We start from the raw sequence: 15,772 nt of genomic DNA on the forward strand, positions 1-15,772 counted from the left end.
GGCAAACTTTCGGGAGCTTCAATAAAACTTTTCGTTGATAAAGCCGTCCGGCGCCCAGGCGGACTCCAGCGCATCTACGCCGATACCGGGATGGCCTCGCTGCCGCTGGTCCGGGGATTTGGTTTGAGATGCAGACCCATGCCACTCCCCCGGACCACGAAACTGCGGGCAAGAGGCAAGAATTGAAGTGAGGACTATGGTGGCAGCGCTAAAACCCTATCCCAACGACGAGCGGGACCCACCGGATAGATGGTGCGGGAGTTCTGTAGCAAACCACGAGGGGAAGTCCGAAATTGGCTTGATTAAGCCGCTACAAATGATGCGCTGAGCAACCCTGCGACAGAGCCGACGCATGAAGCTCCCGCGTCAACGTAATAAAGCCCAGTGCGCCGGCGAAAATAAATAACAGCGGATTCAAATCACCAAGATCGGTCAACAGCTGGGCCACTCTTTCGAGCGCGCAGGCAGGACAACTGACAACGTGCTAACCGGCAGCTTTGAATGCTGGTCCCGCAGGAAACACACCTGACATGACCACGAATCCTGGAATGCGTTTGACGCGATCGGTCCAACGGCGGATCGCCGGATAGTCCTGACGAGAGATGCCGCCTTCTTCGGAAAGAATTACGTAAGGGAAGCAGGCGATGTCCGCGATGGTCGGGTGATCACCTGGGCAAATCCAGTTTCGGTTCTGTTTCTCGGCAAACCAAAGATGCTCATCGAAGATACGAAACAAGCGGTGGGCTCCCGCCCGGCAGGCCTCAATGTCGAAGTCATAAAATAAACCATCGTGCAACCGGGCCGCTGAAGACGTGGAGGTTATGCTGTCGGCAAAAGCCAGCCATTGACTTATATCGCCAAGTGTCTGGGGCTGATCGGTCGGATACCATTTGCCTCCCGCGTCGTATTTGGACGCCAGGTAGATGAGAATTGCCTGAGCGTCCCGCAGCACGAAGCCATTATCTTCAAGGACCGGTAGCTGTCCCAGCGGATTGATTTCCAAAAACCACTCGGACTTGTGTTCCTTCCCCGGGTAGAAGTCGACTGCAATTACCTCATACTCAATGTCGAGCATACTCATGAAAAGGCGCAGCTTGTAGCAATTGCCTGAAAGTTCGTAGTCGTAAAGCGTGATCATCCCAACCTCTAGATATCCAACACCAAGCGGCCGGACTTGGCCCGTGACACGCAGGTCATAATGCAGTTGCCGCTGCTCTTTTCACTTTCGTTGAGATAAACATCCTGGTGATCGGGTTCGCCCTCGAGCAGAGTCGTCAGACATGTCCCACAGGCACCTTGTTCGCAGGAACTTGGGACATCGACACCGTTTTCCCGGAGAACTGCCAGAATGGTCTTCCCTGCCGGCACCTGCAACGTCATCACTGAGCGGGCCAGGTCGATTTCAAAACTTGAACTGTCGTCGACTTCGTTGGTGTTCTTGAAATACTCAAAATGAATACTGTTATCGGGCCAGCCATGGTCTGCCGCGATCTTTCGGGTTGCCTCCAGCATCGGCCCGGGACCGCAGACGTAAAGGTGCATTGCCGGCTGGTATCTGCTGAGTATCGCCTTGAGTTGTTTTCCGGTTTCGGCTGGGTCGAGACCCAGGTGAGGCACCACCCCGCTTCCCAGTCGTTCCAGCACTTCGGGAAATGCCATATGTTTTTCCGATTGCGAAAAATAATGCAGCTCGTGGGGAAGGTCGGAATGGTGTAGCGCCCGCGCCATAGACAATAGCGGGGTTATGCCGATGCCACCCGCGACAAACAGCGTCTTGACGGCATCGCGGCGCAACGGAAAGTTATTACGCGGTTCCGAAATCGCCAGAACATCGCCTTCGCGAACTTCTCTGTGCATACATTGCGATCCACCGCGTGAATCCGGTTCGAGTTTAACGCCGATTGTGTAGTGCCGGGTTTCCCCTGGCCCATTGGTGAGCGAGTACTGCCTGACAAGTCCGTTGGGCATATGAACATCGATATGGGCTCCCGGCTGGAAAGTCGGTAGCTGTTCGCCAACAGGAACCAGCTTAAGACCGGCGATGCCCGCCGCGGTTTCCCATTTACGAGAAACCTCTACGCGAAGCGGGGCCGTTCTCCCTGAAAGGGTCTGCTCAGGCATGGAAGCCAGTTCCTCGGACACCCGGTGAATGACCGGCTGCATGGGCTCCGGAACCGGCAGTCCAGCTGCCTCCGCCTCAATCAGGTCCCGCAGAGACGAAAGGCGCCGACTATGGTGGAGAAAAACGCGAAGCTCGTCTTCCTGCTTGGGACGATCACTCAATACGCCGCGAACGACGGTGCGGTTTGAATCGACGGGCTGAACAAAAAGCAGAAGCTTTGTCGAAACTTCCCCATCGACTGAAGACAAAGAGAGGTGGCCATCTTGCGCCGTCTCGACGGTGATTTCCGCGCCCTGCCCATCAATCTTTGCGTTTGGCTGGAACCGGTATTCAGCAAGCCGTTTCGTGACCAGATCAGCGGGCGCATTAACCGGGATAGCGCGTAATGCACAGGGTGAGCCTGCTTCCAGTTCCGAGATTTCCGGTAGTTCACCATCGGGTGTTTCGCCTGACCAAACCAGGCCGTATCTTTCCACCGCAGGATAGGTGCGGTTACAGATCGTACGCGCCGGCGCATCCGCCGGATGGGCGGGAATGTAGGTGCAGCCTGCCGTTCGGTTGGCGTAGCGCCAGCCATGATACTGACATTTCAGTTCAGCCCCATCATTGATGCCGATGGAAAGCCGAACGCCCCGGTGCAAGCATCTGTTCTCCCAGACATTCACATAGCCATCGTCGGCCCGCCAAACGGCAAACTCACGGCCAAGCAACTGACCGTGAAAAGTGTGGCGAAGTGGCAAATCGCTGCTTGCTGCAATCGGGTGCCATTTTCGATGCTGTGTTTCCAAGTTCCTGTCTCCGGATCTTTCGAGCCCTGCAGCAGTTCAGGCGGCCGCGGGTATCACACCGTAAGTAATGCCTTTGCGGCTTAACCAGCGGCGATAGGTTATGGCGGATTTGTCTGCCCGTATGGGGGTCTCCGCGCGGGGATCCAGTGGCAGGCGCTTAGGGAACTGGTTCTCCAGGATCGGTTTGTCCTGACCAAAAATCGTCTGCTGGAAAAGGCGAATGGATTTGTCGTCGTTGTCTTCGTCGAGGACGGATAACATCATGTGAGCTCGGATGTGTTCCTGATCGACCGGCTGCAGGAACACGGCGATAACATCCATGCGTTTGTCGTCAACGGGGCTGGATTTATAGAGCACCGAACAGAACGGATGTGGGACTCGGTAAATATACTCGACGTCTGCACCGCCGCCGGACGCTTGCGACGCCATAGGCTGGAAGAAACGGCAGCGCGTTGCCAGGATTTCGTCGTTCTCAATGGAGATCTCAACGTCGTATTCCTTTACTTCCGTATGTGGTTCGACGCCGAGAATATCGGTATGCACATAGGGGAAATGCCCCATGTCCAGAAAATTTTCGATCGCGCGCGGCGCGGAAACATTCACGCCGATCGTCGCAGCATTCATGTTTCGGCGATCTGGCTCGGAAAATTCGGGTATAGCGAAAACTTCACCCGAAGCTTCACCTAGGCAGGTCCAGACATAACCATAAACGCACTGTGACGGCACTAATTCCCCTGCGTCATGTCCAGTCCGCCAGACCTTCGGGCTGCCGAGCGCATCGACGGTGTAGGAGAGCTCTTCTTCCAAGAGAACCGTCTCCGTCATTCTCTCGGGCTCTATCTCCTCTGTCGCGCCTATTGCGTACCATTGGTTCAACACCGTTTTGTCCGAGCAAACTGCCATTATCGTATCCGCCATATTTGAAGTTGGGTTCGATTGCCTCCCGCCATCAGCCGGCGGCAGTGATTGCCCCATAGTTTATCTTGTGGCTTCGCAGCCAACGACGATAGAAAACGGAGCTGGCATCAGCCCGGATTGGTGTTTCCGCGCGCGGATCCAGCGGCAGACGCTTAGGAAACTGATTTTCCAGTATCGGCTTGTCTTGCGCGAAGATCAGCTGCATGAACCAGCGAACGGTTGCCTCATCAATCCCGTCTTTCAGATAGCAAAGATATGGATGCGCCACGCAGTTCTCTTCATCCACAGGCTGGACGAACAGATAAATGGAATCCATCCGCTCCTGCTGGTTGGGATTGCTTTTGTATAGAGAAACTGTGTAAGGACGGATGACCCTGTAAACGTAGTCCACCATGAATCCGCCCTTGGCGGTCGGAGAGGCAACAGGTTGAAAAAATCTGCAGTCCCTGGTCCATAACTCATCATCACTGGAAATTTCGACCGAGTAAGGCGGGACCTCGGTGTGCGGCTCCACACCTAGGTAATCTGTATGGATAAAGGGGAAATGCCCCATATCCAGGAAATTTTCGACGAGGCGCAGCCCGGAAACATTCACTGCGATTGATCCGCCGGTCACAAGGTGCCGGTCCACTTCCCGCGCTTCAGAGATCTCGACAACATCGCGATCCGGAGAGCCCAGTGAGGCCCAAAGAAAACCGTACTTCTTTTGACTTGCGACAGATCGGCCGGTGTCCGGCCGCTCGACACGGATTTCTGACGTGGCAAACACTGTAGCAACCAGATCTACGCCAAATAGCTTGGTTCGACGATCGATGCCTACTTCCATCGATTCAAGATCGGCAATGACGTGCCAATCGTCCAGTAGCTCCTGCTCCAACCAATCGTTGACCCGTCGCGCCGTCATTTTTGCCCTCCTGAGTCCGGAGACCCCAACCGTTCGGCGAATTTCGGCAGTATGACTTGCCGTAAGCTAACATCATAGCAACACCAGATTGGATACCAATTCTCTTTATTTTGAAATACAATCAAATTAATTTTGACAAGCAAAAAACTGAATATGGACTACACTTTATGACGGAAGAATGGGTGTGATTGTCATGCATTGTGGAAAAAGGGGCAGATAATCAGTTGGCCAACAAGTCAGGACAGATATCTGAAACGCTGAGGAGAGCAATCTTGGCGCAGCGTCTCGTACCCGGGACCAAACTTGGCGAGCGCGAGTTGTCGGAAAAATTCGACAGCAGCCGGATTGTGATCCGACAGGCGCTGCTCATGCTTGCTGGTGAGGGGTTGGTGACCATCGAACGAAATCGGGGCGCCTTCGTCAAAAGATACAGCCTGCAGGAAGCCATGGAGATTTACGACGCCCTAACGCTGTTCGAGCAGGGGGTTGCTGTCCAACTGGCCTCGCGACTTGGGACAGCCGACTGGCAGAAGATACGAGACCACATAAAGCTTCAGGCCGAAGCGATTGACCAGGGCGACAACGAATTGGCGGACAACCTTGGTGCGGGGTTTCATGAGTTATTGGTCAGTTTGACGAACAACCGGCTGGCCCAGGAGATTCATTCCCAGATTGTCCAGCGCACACATCTGTTGCGCTCTCTGTACAACAGCCGGTTCGACTACTGCAATCTGCTGAACGAGCATTCAAAAATCGTGGATTTGCTGGAACGCGGACGCGTGAAGCAGGCCATGAGCCTCATCGAATCCCATCATCACCATGTCGTCCGAGGGTACGTGATGGACATGTCTAACTACCCTCAAATGACATTGGATGAAGCGCTTTCACCTTTCCTTACAGCAGAGGAGCAAAAGAATTCTTTCGCGGCCGCCGGCATCTAGAACCGATCTAGAGTCAGCTGATAAACGCGAATTTTGCAGGCGATATCTACAATCCGGAAAAAATCGGAACACAACGAAAATGTGGGAGAGAAAAATGACGACTGGCAACACAACACGCAGGAAAGTCCTGAAGTACTCCGCCGCTGCCGGCAGCTTGCTTGCGACAGCTCCTTGGAGTGACCGTCTGGCTGCGCAGGAAACTCTGAAGGTAGGCGCAGTGTATGTGTCACCCATTTCCGAAATTGGCTGGACGAAACAACACAGCCTTGGCGTTGAAGCAATTAAGGCCGAACTCGGCGACAAGGTTCAGATCAGAGTGATCGACAGTGTTTTCAATCCACAGAATGCCGAGCGTGTGTTCCGCGAACTGGCAGCCAGTGGTCACAAGCTTATTTTCGGCACAAGCTTCTCGCACGGCACGCCCATGCAGAAGGTCGCTCCAAGGTTTCCCGACGTTGCCTTCGAACACTGCTCCGGCATCAAACATCTGCCAAACCTCGGCACATTCGAAGCCAAATATTATGAAGGTACCTATGTTGCTGGAGTTGCTGCGGGGCACATGACCAAGTCGGCCAAGATTGGCTTTATCGGAGGCTTCCCGATTCCCGATATTATTGGGCCGGCGAATGCCCTTCTGCTCGGCGCGCAAAGTGTCAATCCTGACGTGACCTGCAGCGCCATCTTCCTGAATTCCTGGTTCGACCCGGGAAAGGAAAAAGACGCCGCAATCACGCTTATTTCGCAGGGATGCGATATCATCTGCTCGATGACCGACACCCCGGTAGGCGTTCAGGTGGCAGGAGAAAAGGGCGTATGGTCCATTGGCTACGCCAGCGATATGTCCAAATTCGGCAATGGAAGTCATCTGACGGCGTTCACGCTTGACTGGTCAAGCGTGTATGTTTCCGCAGCGAAAGCGGTCGCAGCAGGCACTTGGCAAACAAGCGAACGCTGGCAGGGTCTCTCTGATGGCGTCGTCAAGATGTCGCCCCTAAACCCAGAGATTTCTGCCGAGGCGGTCGCGGCAATCAACAAGACGCAAGAAGATGTGGCATCGGGGGCGCTTCACCCCTACGCAGGTGAATTAAAAGATCAGGACGGAAACGTCAAAGTTACCGCCGGCTCTGTGTTGCCTGACGGCGAAATCCGCGGTTTCAATTGGTTTGTCGAGGGGATGACCGGCAACCTCAGTTGAGGCTATTGGCTCCTAGCAGCGTTATCACACGAACGGGCTTTGTCAGGCAGACGAACCAGTACCTGCGATCGGCGAGAGCTCAATGCTTTAAGCTGCCGGCTGACACCATTCGGCTGTTGCCGCTCCGCGTTTCATCTAAAGGCTTTCGCAGCGGTTGAGACGGCGTTCTTGATCGAAATGGTTGTTGAGTCCGGCGTAGACGAACACGATTTTTTTGCGGGGTCTTAATGTGTATGAGTTACAACCTGATCTGACACTGCTCCGTTGGAAGAGTGAGGGTTACCGATTTTGATGGAGGTGCAAACCCAACCATCAAATCACGTCACGGCGGTAACCCTCATGCGGCGGAGTAATTGGAAGATCATTCGCCACAAAGTCGGCCTCCTCAATCTGGCAGGCAAGCTGGGCAACGTGTCGTCCTTCGGAATACGCTCGATCTGGCTGCATCATGACTTGACCAACGTTTCGGGAAAAATCGTTTGAGCTATCCCAATGGAGTTGGCCTGAATTCGTCACGGTTTCCGAAGCAGAATTCCTTAGAAACTTATATTTAATCACTTGATTTATTTATGGTATTTCGAAAAAAGGTTCGAATTATTTGATCTTCTCAGCCTTAAAATTGAAGTTCCGGTACTAGAAGAGCATTGCCAATCCTGCAATAGGACATGTCAGCAAAAGTTCTCTGAGAAACCTGGCCTCTGATACCAGCATCAGGTGAAGACGAATGTTATTAGCGACAGGTTCGTCCCACCGCATAGGTCGGCCTCTTCCCCTCAAACATTCGCTTTTTTCCCTCCACCCGGATACTGTTACAGGGACACCGTTTTCATCAAAGACCGCATCGGTGTCAAAATCGCCCAAGCGAGAAAACACCGGGTCGACACGCTACGTCTTCCAATAGTCCTATGCCCGTTCGTTCGATGCAGCTGTGATAAAGCACCCAATCTGAACGGCAATAAAACATCACTTGATGGTTCAACTTAGGGCGTGAGATGCGCTGATGAAGTCAGAGACAATCAAGGCAAGGCGTTCCTATCAAGCCTGGGTCGCGAATGAGACTCTGGAAGACTATTCCCTGCGCTATGCGGCCCGGTCTTTCAGGAGGTGGTCTCCTTTCGTCATAGCCAACACCGCTCTGGGCGGCATCTCGTTTCTGGCACTGGAAGCGATCGGCGGTGCGATCACGTTGAACTACGGCTTCAGCAATGCCTTTCCCGCCATCATCATCGTTTGCCTCTTCGTGTTCATAACCAATTTGCCGATTGCATACTATTCAAGCCGATACAATGTCGATATGGACCTGCTCACACGCGGAGCCGGTTTCGGTTATATCGGCTCGACGATCACGTCACTGATCTATGCAGGTTTCACCTTCATATTCTTTGCTCTGGAAGCCGCCATTATGGCGCAGGCGCTAGAGATATATTTCGGCCTGCCGATCGTCATTGGGTACATCACGTCGTCAATCGTTATCATCCCGATCACATTCTTCGGCGTGACTTGGATCAGCCAGTTACAGCTCATCACGCAACCCATATGGCTGGTCATGCTGGTGTCCCCTTTTGTCTTTATTTTTTACAAGGAACCAGAGGTCCTGAGCCAATGGCTCCACTTTGCCGGCGCGCGTGGCGACGCGTCCGAATTCAACTATCTGCAGTTCGGAGCCGCAACAGGCGTCTTGTTTGCACTGGTCGTGCAGATCGGCGAGCAGGTCGATTACTTACGATTTCTGCCAGATAAAACCGCCCAAAACCGCTTCAGCTGGTGGTGCACCGTGATCTCTGCCGGTCCGGGTTGGATCATCATCGGTGGCCTCAAGATCCTGGCCGGCAGCTTGCTCGCCGTTATCGCAGTGGGTGCCGGGTTGGCCTACTCGAACGCGGTCGAACCCATCCACATGTACATCAAGGCCTATGAATACGTCAGCGACGACCCCTGGGTGGTGTTATCGGCGGCAGCCCTCTTTGTTCTGATTTCCCAGGTCAAGATCAATGTCACGAATGCCTATGCCGGTTCCTTGGCCTGGTCCAATTTTTATTCACGCGTGACCCACTATCACCCGGGCCGGGTTGTTTGGCTGATCTTTAACATCCTGATCTCACTCCTGTTAATGCTGATGGGGGTGTTCGAGACGCTGGAGACCGTATTGGCGATTTATTCGATACTCGCCATCGCATGGATCGGTGCGATCTTCGCAGACCTCGTCGTTCTGAAGCCGCTTGGTATCAGCCCGGCCTTCATCGAATTCAAACGGGCTTATCTTTACAACGTCAATCCGGTCGGGTGCGGCGCGATGGCAATCGCATCGGTCATATCGCTGGCGGCTTTTGCCGGAACTCTCGGCGCCGTGGCAGAGGCCTATTCGGCCGCATTGTCGCTCGGAACGTCCTTTGCCGCGGCCATCGCCATCGGGGTCGTAACGCGGGGACGCTACTACATCGCGCGAGACACTCCCCTCATTGATGAAGCTGCAGGCTCTGGGACCGTACAGTGCGTCATCTGCAGCTATGCCTACGAAGCGCAGGATATGGCGCAATGTCCCTTTTATGAAGGGTCTATTTGTTCTCTCTGCTGCAGCCTCGATGCTCATTGCCATGACGTCTGCAAGTCGCCCGACAACCTCAGCGCAGCCAAAGCGGGCGAGCTGGAATTCAGCCATCTCAGGCGCATGATCCCCCCACATTTGATTCAGCGTCTTGCCAAGTTTCTGGGCGTATTTCTGGCGTTGGCCGTTGTGACAGCGGCGTTTTTCTTGTTGGCCTATCGCATGATCGAACTGGACCCGACTGCGTCCCAGGTCGACAATGTCCGGCTGTTGCTTCGCGTATACCTTGTTTCACTCGTACTGATTTGTATTGGTGCTTGGTGGATCGTGCTGTCCCATGAAAGCAGAGAACTGGCCGAGAGAGAACTGGTCGCCTCGCTCGAAGAGCTGACCGAAACACGTCAGGAATTGATGCAAAGCGAGCGTCTCGCGACCATCGGTCAGTTGACCGCCACGGTAAGTCATGAGCTCAGGAACCCCTTAGGGACCCTACTTTCGTCCATATCCGTTGTGCGCAAATACCTGAAAAATACGGACCCGCCGATACAGGACGAGCTCGACCGTATGCAGCGCAATATCTGGCGCTGCGCCCATATCATTGAAGATCTGCTGGAATTCTCCCGTAACAAGGAAATCCGCTCACGAGCAGTTCAGATTGATGACTGGATTGCCGCTCAGGTCGTGGAACAGACGCTACCGGAATTCGTCCACTTGAAGACGGACTTCCAATCCGGTGCAAAAGTTCTCATCGACAGCGAGAAGTTTCGGCAGGCGATCGTAAATCTTGTTCAGAACGCCCACCAAGCGATCGTGCCGCAAGACGACAAAACCTCTCCTTCAGGTATCCTGACCATCTCGACAAGAACTCGTGGCAAGCAGGTCGAATTGCGAATTGTAGATGATGGATGCGGAATCAGTCCGGAAGATGCAGACAGTATTTTCAAACCTTTGTTCAGCACCAAGGCCTTCGGAGTGGGATTGGGGTTACCCCTGGTGCAGAGGATCGTCGAACGCCACGACGGCGATATTTCCATTCAAAGCGATTTGGGCAAAGGGACAAGCGTGACGATTTGGTTGCCGGTCATGAGGGAAGAACCCAATGCAAAGAGCTCGGCAGCGATTGGTCCCTGACGCTGATTTGCCCTGATCACCTGTTCAGAATTTAGTGACCAGACTTTAGAACCAACACACTCAGCGAGCGTCAAATATTTGAAATACATCGCCATATTGCGATTCATGCAACCTGGAATTGATTATTAAGTAATTGAGATTTTCGTCTCGTAAGCGCCAATATTTGCATCACAATTATAATAATAGACAAACCGAAACAGGGACGCGCACTGGGATGAGTGATCGGCAATCATCCTCCAATGGCGTAATTGGGCGCCGGGTACTGGTCGTCGACGACGACCGGGACTTTGCCGACAGCTTGTCTCACCTCCTGAGGTTGGAGGGATTTAGTGTCGCAAGCGCTTATGGTGCCTCGGAAGCTCTCGACCTGTTGGAAAAAAAGTCCGTGGACGTCGCCCTCATTGACATTCGAATGGGCGAGCGCAGTGGACTTGATCTCGTGTCTGACCTTGGCCGCAAGTATCCAGACATAATTGCTGTTTTGATGACAGCATATGCCTCTGCTGAAACAGCGATCGAAGCCTTGCAGGCAGGTGCCTATGATTACCTCTGCAAGCCGTTCTTTTCTGAAGATCTGGTTGCGACGCTGGAACGCTGTTTCGAGCGGATTAATTTGACGAAGAGCCGTGAAGAAGCCGAGGCTGCGTTACTGAGGCGCAACCTCGAGCTCGAGGAAACCAATGCCCGCTTGCGACTGCTGGTCGAAAGCATACAGGAGCTTTCCAGTTGCTCGACGCTCTTTGATCTCTGCCGTACGGCTGTCCAGGAAGTCGTCAGAAGCCTGAACAACTGCCATGCCGCAATATACTTGAAAGAGAGTGAAAACTTCATCGGCAAAAACGGCTTGGAACCATCATCCGCAGAAATCCAGCAGCTTTCCGAAAGCCCCTTAATTCGACAGGTTCTCGAACGCAATCATCCGGTTTCCATTTCCATGCCGGCGGATAGCTTCACGCCAATTGAAAAAAGCACGGCAAAGCAGTCCCTCGGCGCGCAGGTGGGCTTTCCACTGATCGGCGATGACCAGCAGCCGTTGGGTGTCTTGGCAATCCTCACCGCAGAAGAATTCGAGATTTCGGAGCAAGATCATGAACTTGTATTGATTTTGCTGTCCTTTACCAATGAGGCCATCCGGCTCGTGCGCGCACGCGAACACCTGGCGCTGAGCGAAGAGCGGCTTCGAGAAATCATAGATAACTCTCCATCTCTCATTTCGCTAAAGGACCTGAAAGGGCGGTTCCTGGTCGTAAATGGGCGCTTTGAATCCTGGCACGGTTTTGAGCAGGAACATGTTGTCGGAAAGACGTCCGATCAGCTCTTTTCGTTGCCGGTTGCGCGCTTGTACAATATGCAATTCGATGAGGTTGCAAAGACTCGTAAGGCCGTCGTTCAAGAGCTCGACATACCTTTTTCGGACGGCATCAGCCACACCGTCCTGGCGACCAAGTTTCCGGTATTCGGCGCACACGGACAGCTCATCGCCATCGGCACCATTGCAACAGACATATCGGAGAGGAAACGCACCGAGGAGCGCCTGCGTCAAAAACAAAAGATGGAGGTACTGGGCCAGCTCACCCGGGGTATCGCACACGATTTCAACAATCTTCTCGCCGTCATCTCGGGAAATCTGGATCTCATCATGGATGAACTTCGAAACACGGCCGAAGCACGGGAGTTGGTCGAAGATGCAATGTCCGCGGCCAAGAGCGGCGCCGAACTGACAAACCGATGGCTTATTTTCGGAAGAAACCAGGTTCTATATCCGCAGTTGGCTGACGCCGGCAGCATCGTCGCCGGGTTTTATCGCATGCTGAAGCGCACCTTCGACGAAACCATAGAAATCAAACAAAGCCTGAGCGAAGATCTGTGGCCCATTACCATCGACCATAACCAGCTTGAAACAAGCCTCCTCAATCTCGCCGTCAATGCACGCGATGCTATGCCCAACGGTGGGCAGCTGTTGATCGAGACAAGAAACATAAGCCTTGAACAGGACAGCGGAGATCAGGAACAGCTGACCGCGGGCGACTACGTGCGAATTGCGATCAGCGATACGGGAATGGGCATGGACCCAGACGTCGCTGCGCGCGCCTTACAGCCGTTTTTTACAACGAAGCAAGTCGGTCGTGGAAGCGGCCTCGGCCTGAGCATGGTCCACGGCTTTGTGCAGCAATCCGGAGGTCATTTGGAGATTTCCAGCAGGCCTGGAAAAGGCACTGTCGTGAAACTCTACCTTCCGAGATCAGAAACCCAATCTGTCGAGCCGGAACTTCTCGCCATAAACTCACTTCCACCACAGGGTAGTGGAGAACGCATCCTCGTGGTGGAAGATCGTCGTGACGTACGCAAAACAACAAAGACTATGCTGACGCGTCTTGGTTACGATGTCCTGGAAGCGGTCGACGGAGCGGATGCATTAGCGCTGTTGGCCGAGCATGCGAAGATCGACCTTCTCTTCACGGATGTTGTGCTGCCGGGAGAACTGAATGGTGTCGGTCTGGCCCGCGTGGCGCAGAATCAGTATCCCACCCTTAAGGTTATCTGCACATCCGGCTACTATGACGATGAAACAGTTCAGCCTCACATTGCAGATGACGAGTTCCCGTTTGTGAAAAAACCTTTTGTGAAGAACGAGCTGGCATTTCGTGTCAGGCAGGCACTGGACTCAGATTCACGATCTTCTTCAGGATAGGAAAGGTCCTGCATCAGCCTTGCGTCAGGGCCGGCGTAAACATATATCCGACGCCCCGGATCGTCTTGATCAAATTGGGATTTTTCGGATCATCCCTGAGCTTCCGGCGGAGCTTTCCAACGAGTACATCGATGCTGCGGTCGAAGGGTTGCCAATCTCTATCCGCAATGAGCTCTAGGATTTGATCGCGAGAGAGAACCTGCGCCGGCTGATGCGCCAAGGCGGCAAGCAATTGAAACTCATAGCTCGTCAGTTCGACTTTTTGCCCTTCCGGCGAAATCAGCTCATGGCGCGAAAGATCCAGAGCCCATCCTGAAAAATGCAGCACGGACACCGTTCCGTCCGTTGACGCAGTTTGCGCCTTTTTCGATGAGGATCTGCGCAACACACTGCGAATACGCGCCAACAGTTCACGACGATCGAAAGGCTTGGTGACATAATCATCGGCACCGATCTCGAGACCGACAACTTTATCGACGCTTTCACTCCGGCCGGTAAGCATAATCAAGGGGACATCTGACTCGGCCCGGATCTGCCGAGCCAGACTCAAGCCATCTTCTCCGCCGGGCAATCGCAAATCGAGAATCACCAGATCAATCGACTTTGCGTTCATCAGATGCGTCATGGTCCGGCCATTTGAAGCCAGCTCGACGGCATAGCCCTCCGCCGCCAGAAACCGGCTCAGCAATCGGCAGATACGCGGATCGTCATCAACAACCAGAACACACTGAGACTGATTGGGCTCGACCATTTCTATATGTGAAGATCTCATGTTGCTGACCGGTCGCCTGTAACATTTAGAGAAACGCTTCAGAGACTACGCAAGGGCTAGAGCACTTTCAGGTTCTAAGATCAGATTGATTGTTCTTAGGGTCTCGTCCGACAAGACGCCCTGTTGAGCGCATTGCGACTTATCGGTCGCCACCGCATCGTAAACCGCATCTCGCCGGAACAGAAAACCTTCCCGGTCAAATGGTTCCGTAAGATCGGGTCGAGCTCCAGGATCCGACAAATTTTAACGCGCAGGAACAAAAATAATACCTTGGTTACAAAACTTTACAATTTCAAACAGGCTGCACGCAAAGCCATTACAATAGGGCGCTAGTCTTTCCTCTCTGACGAACAAGGCAAAACCAGCTTTACGCCGCCACGCCTGAAGCTGCAGTTGCTGTACAAGGAGGAATCACAATGGCGGAGACCGTCTTTAAAGCCGAAATGAACAAATGGCCGGAAGAGCAGGAGGTAAAAACCCATAACCGCTGGCATCCGGACATACCCATTGCTCAGTGGTTCAAACCCGGAGACGAGTTCCGTGTCGAGTGTTACGACTGGACTGGCGGCCAGATTAAGAACGACGATTCCGCGAACGACATCCGGGACGTCGATCTGTCGAAGGTGCACTACCTGAGCGGGCCCTTCGGCGTCGAGGGCGCCGAACCTGGCGACCTGCTGGTCGTGGATATCAATGACATAGGTTGGCTCGAAGACTCGCAATGGGGCTTCACCGGCATTTTTGCCTACGAGAACGGTGGCGGTTTCCTCGACAAGCACTTTCCGGCCGCGCGGAAGGCGTGCTGGGATTTCCACGGGGTCTATACGAGCTCACGGCACATTCCGGGCGTAAGATTTCCCGGTATGATCCACCCGGGCTTGATCGGCACCCTGCCCTCAGCCGAGTTGCTGAAGAAATGGAATGACCGCGAAGCCAAATTGTTCAATACGGACCCTGACCGGGTGCCTCCGCTTTGTACGTTACCGGATGGCCTCGCGGGCACCACGACAGCCTTGATGGGTCAGATGAGCGGCGCCGCCGGCGAGGCGGCCGGCAAGGACGGCGCACGCACAGTTCCCGGTCGCGAGCACGGCGGTAACTGTGACATCAAAAACCTGTCCCGTGGCTCCAAGGTCTATTTCCCGGTTTATGTGTCTGGTGGCGGGCTTTCGATGGGTGACATTCACTGGTCACAGGGCGATGGTGAAATAACCTTCTGCGGCGCCATTGAGATGGCTGGCTGGATCGACATCGGTGTCGACGTGATCAAGGGCGGGATGGAAAAATACGGTATCACCAATCCGATTTTCCAACCGAGTCCGGTTGAACCCAACTACTCCGACTACTTGATTTTTGAAGGTGTATCGGTCGACGAGCATACCGGTGAACAACATTACCTCGATGCCACCGTCGCTTATCGGCGGGCATGCTTGAACGCCGTGGAATACCTGAAGAAATTCGGATATTCCGGCGAGCAGGCCTACATGATTTTGGGAACTGCGCCGATCGAAGGCCGTGTGAGCGGGATCGTCGATATTCCGAACGCATGCTGTACCGTCGCGATTCCGACCAGCATTTTCGACTTCGATATCAAGCCGAATGCAAAGGGGCCAACCAAGCAAGATTTCGGAGCCGACGCAGCCTCCTGCAGCTAGAGTCCGATCGTTCTTGGCGAAAAACGGTCAAGAACGTGAATCGCCCTCCGCCAATTCGAAGGTCAGGCTGATTCACGCTTCTCACTGATCCAGTGGAAAACGATCAGAC

The 15,772-nt window shown here is 53.8% G+C and carries 11 protein-coding genes; 6 read left to right on the forward strand and 5 right to left on the reverse strand.

What is annotated here, in order from left to right; translation table 11 throughout:
• Positions 1–484: 484 nt before the first annotated feature.
• The 4 genes from QMZ18_RS07815 to QMZ18_RS07830 all read right to left on the reverse strand — a co-directional run bounded on the left by QMZ18_RS07815 (position 485) and on the right by QMZ18_RS07830 (position 4,732).
• Positions 485–1,138, reverse strand: a complete 654-nt coding sequence (locus tag QMZ18_RS07815; RefSeq protein ID WP_282605717.1) for a glutathione S-transferase family protein — start codon at positions 1,136–1,138, stop codon at positions 485–487.
• Between the two features lie 8 nt (positions 1,139–1,146).
• Positions 1,147–2,910, reverse strand: a complete 1,764-nt coding sequence (locus QMZ18_RS07820; protein ID WP_282605718.1) for a Rieske 2Fe-2S domain-containing protein — start codon at positions 2,908–2,910, stop codon at positions 1,147–1,149.
• A 36-nt stretch (positions 2,911–2,946) separates the two neighbouring features.
• Positions 2,947–3,735, reverse strand: coding sequence for an aromatic ring-hydroxylating dioxygenase subunit alpha (locus QMZ18_RS07825; protein WP_322097171.1), 789 nt, complete (start codon positions 3,733–3,735; stop codon positions 2,947–2,949).
• A 124-nt stretch (positions 3,736–3,859) separates the two neighbouring features.
• Positions 3,860–4,732 (reverse strand): aromatic ring-hydroxylating dioxygenase subunit alpha, encoded by an 873-nt coding sequence (locus tag QMZ18_RS07830; RefSeq protein ID WP_282605720.1) that lies wholly within the window; start codon positions 4,730–4,732, stop codon positions 3,860–3,862.
• Between the two features lie 200 nt (positions 4,733–4,932).
• On the opposite strand from QMZ18_RS07830, the gene QMZ18_RS07835 reads away from it, so the two are divergent.
• The 5 genes from QMZ18_RS07835 (at position 4,933) to QMZ18_RS07855 (ending at position 13,236) form a co-directional block, all read left to right on the forward strand.
• Positions 4,933–5,673 (forward strand): GntR family transcriptional regulator, encoded by a 741-nt coding sequence (locus QMZ18_RS07835; RefSeq protein ID WP_282605721.1) that lies wholly within the window; start codon positions 4,933–4,935, stop codon positions 5,671–5,673.
• A gap of 94 nt (positions 5,674–5,767) precedes the next feature.
• Positions 5,768–6,868: a BMP family ABC transporter substrate-binding protein gene (locus QMZ18_RS07840; protein ID WP_282605722.1), complete on the forward strand. Its 1,101-nt coding sequence runs from the start codon at positions 5,768–5,770 to the stop codon at positions 6,866–6,868.
• A gap of 339 nt (positions 6,869–7,207) precedes the next feature.
• Positions 7,208–7,351 carry a hypothetical protein gene (locus QMZ18_RS07845; protein WP_282605723.1) on the forward strand — a complete coding sequence of 48 codons (144 nt, stop codon included), beginning with the start codon at positions 7,208–7,210 and terminating at the stop codon, positions 7,349–7,351.
• Positions 7,352–7,868: 517 nt separating this feature from the next.
• Entirely contained in the window at positions 7,869–10,544 is a 2,676-nt protein-coding gene (locus QMZ18_RS07850) for an ATP-binding protein (protein ID WP_282605724.1), read from the forward strand.
• A gap of 214 nt (positions 10,545–10,758) precedes the next feature.
• Positions 10,759–13,236 carry a response regulator gene (locus QMZ18_RS07855; protein ID WP_282605725.1) on the forward strand — a complete coding sequence of 826 codons (2,478 nt, stop codon included), beginning with the start codon at positions 10,759–10,761 and terminating at the stop codon, positions 13,234–13,236.
• A gap of 13 nt (positions 13,237–13,249) precedes the next feature.
• Here QMZ18_RS07855 and QMZ18_RS07860 read toward each other — a convergent pair whose 3' ends face one another.
• The gene (locus QMZ18_RS07860; protein ID WP_282605726.1) at positions 13,250–14,008 is read right to left on the reverse strand and encodes a response regulator; all 759 of its coding nucleotides are present in this window, start codon (positions 14,006–14,008) and stop codon (positions 13,250–13,252) included.
• 416 nt (positions 14,009–14,424) lie between these two features.
• On the opposite strand from QMZ18_RS07860, the gene fmdA reads away from it, so the two are divergent.
• The gene (fmdA, locus tag QMZ18_RS07865; RefSeq protein ID WP_282605727.1) at positions 14,425–15,663 is read left to right on the forward strand and encodes a formamidase; all 1,239 of its coding nucleotides are present in this window, start codon (positions 14,425–14,427) and stop codon (positions 15,661–15,663) included.
• Positions 15,664–15,772 lie beyond the last annotated feature (109 nt).

The organism is Pelagibius sp. Alg239-R121, assembly GCF_947331435.1.
Taxonomy (GTDB): Bacteria; Pseudomonadota; Alphaproteobacteria; order Kiloniellales; family Kiloniellaceae; genus Denitrobaculum.

What these genes read in the sequence shown, in the direction of transcription:
- QMZ18_RS07825 (WP_322097171.1), bottom strand. Translation starts at nt 3,735, where the DNA reads ATGACGGAGACGGTTCTCTTGGAAGAAGAGCTCTCCTACACCGTCGAT.
- QMZ18_RS07845 (WP_282605723.1), top strand. Translation starts at nt 7,208, where the DNA reads ATGCGGCGGAGTAATTGGAAGATCATTCGCCACAAAGTCGGCCTCCTC.
- QMZ18_RS07840 (WP_282605722.1), top strand. Translation starts at nt 5,768, where the DNA reads ATGACGACTGGCAACACAACACGCAGGAAAGTCCTGAAGTACTCCGCC.
- fmdA (WP_282605727.1), top strand. Translation starts at nt 14,425, where the DNA reads ATGGCGGAGACCGTCTTTAAAGCCGAAATGAACAAATGGCCGGAAGAG.
- QMZ18_RS07855 (WP_282605725.1), top strand. Translation starts at nt 10,759, where the DNA reads ATGAGTGATCGGCAATCATCCTCCAATGGCGTAATTGGGCGCCGGGTA.
- QMZ18_RS07850 (WP_282605724.1), top strand. Translation starts at nt 7,869, where the DNA reads ATGAAGTCAGAGACAATCAAGGCAAGGCGTTCCTATCAAGCCTGGGTC.
- QMZ18_RS07815 (WP_282605717.1), bottom strand. Translation starts at nt 1,138, where the DNA reads ATGATCACGCTTTACGACTACGAACTTTCAGGCAATTGCTACAAGCTG.
- QMZ18_RS07830 (WP_282605720.1), bottom strand. Translation starts at nt 4,732, where the DNA reads ATGACGGCGCGACGGGTCAACGATTGGTTGGAGCAGGAGCTACTGGAC.
- QMZ18_RS07860 (WP_282605726.1), bottom strand. Translation starts at nt 14,008, where the DNA reads ATGAGATCTTCACATATAGAAATGGTCGAGCCCAATCAGTCTCAGTGT.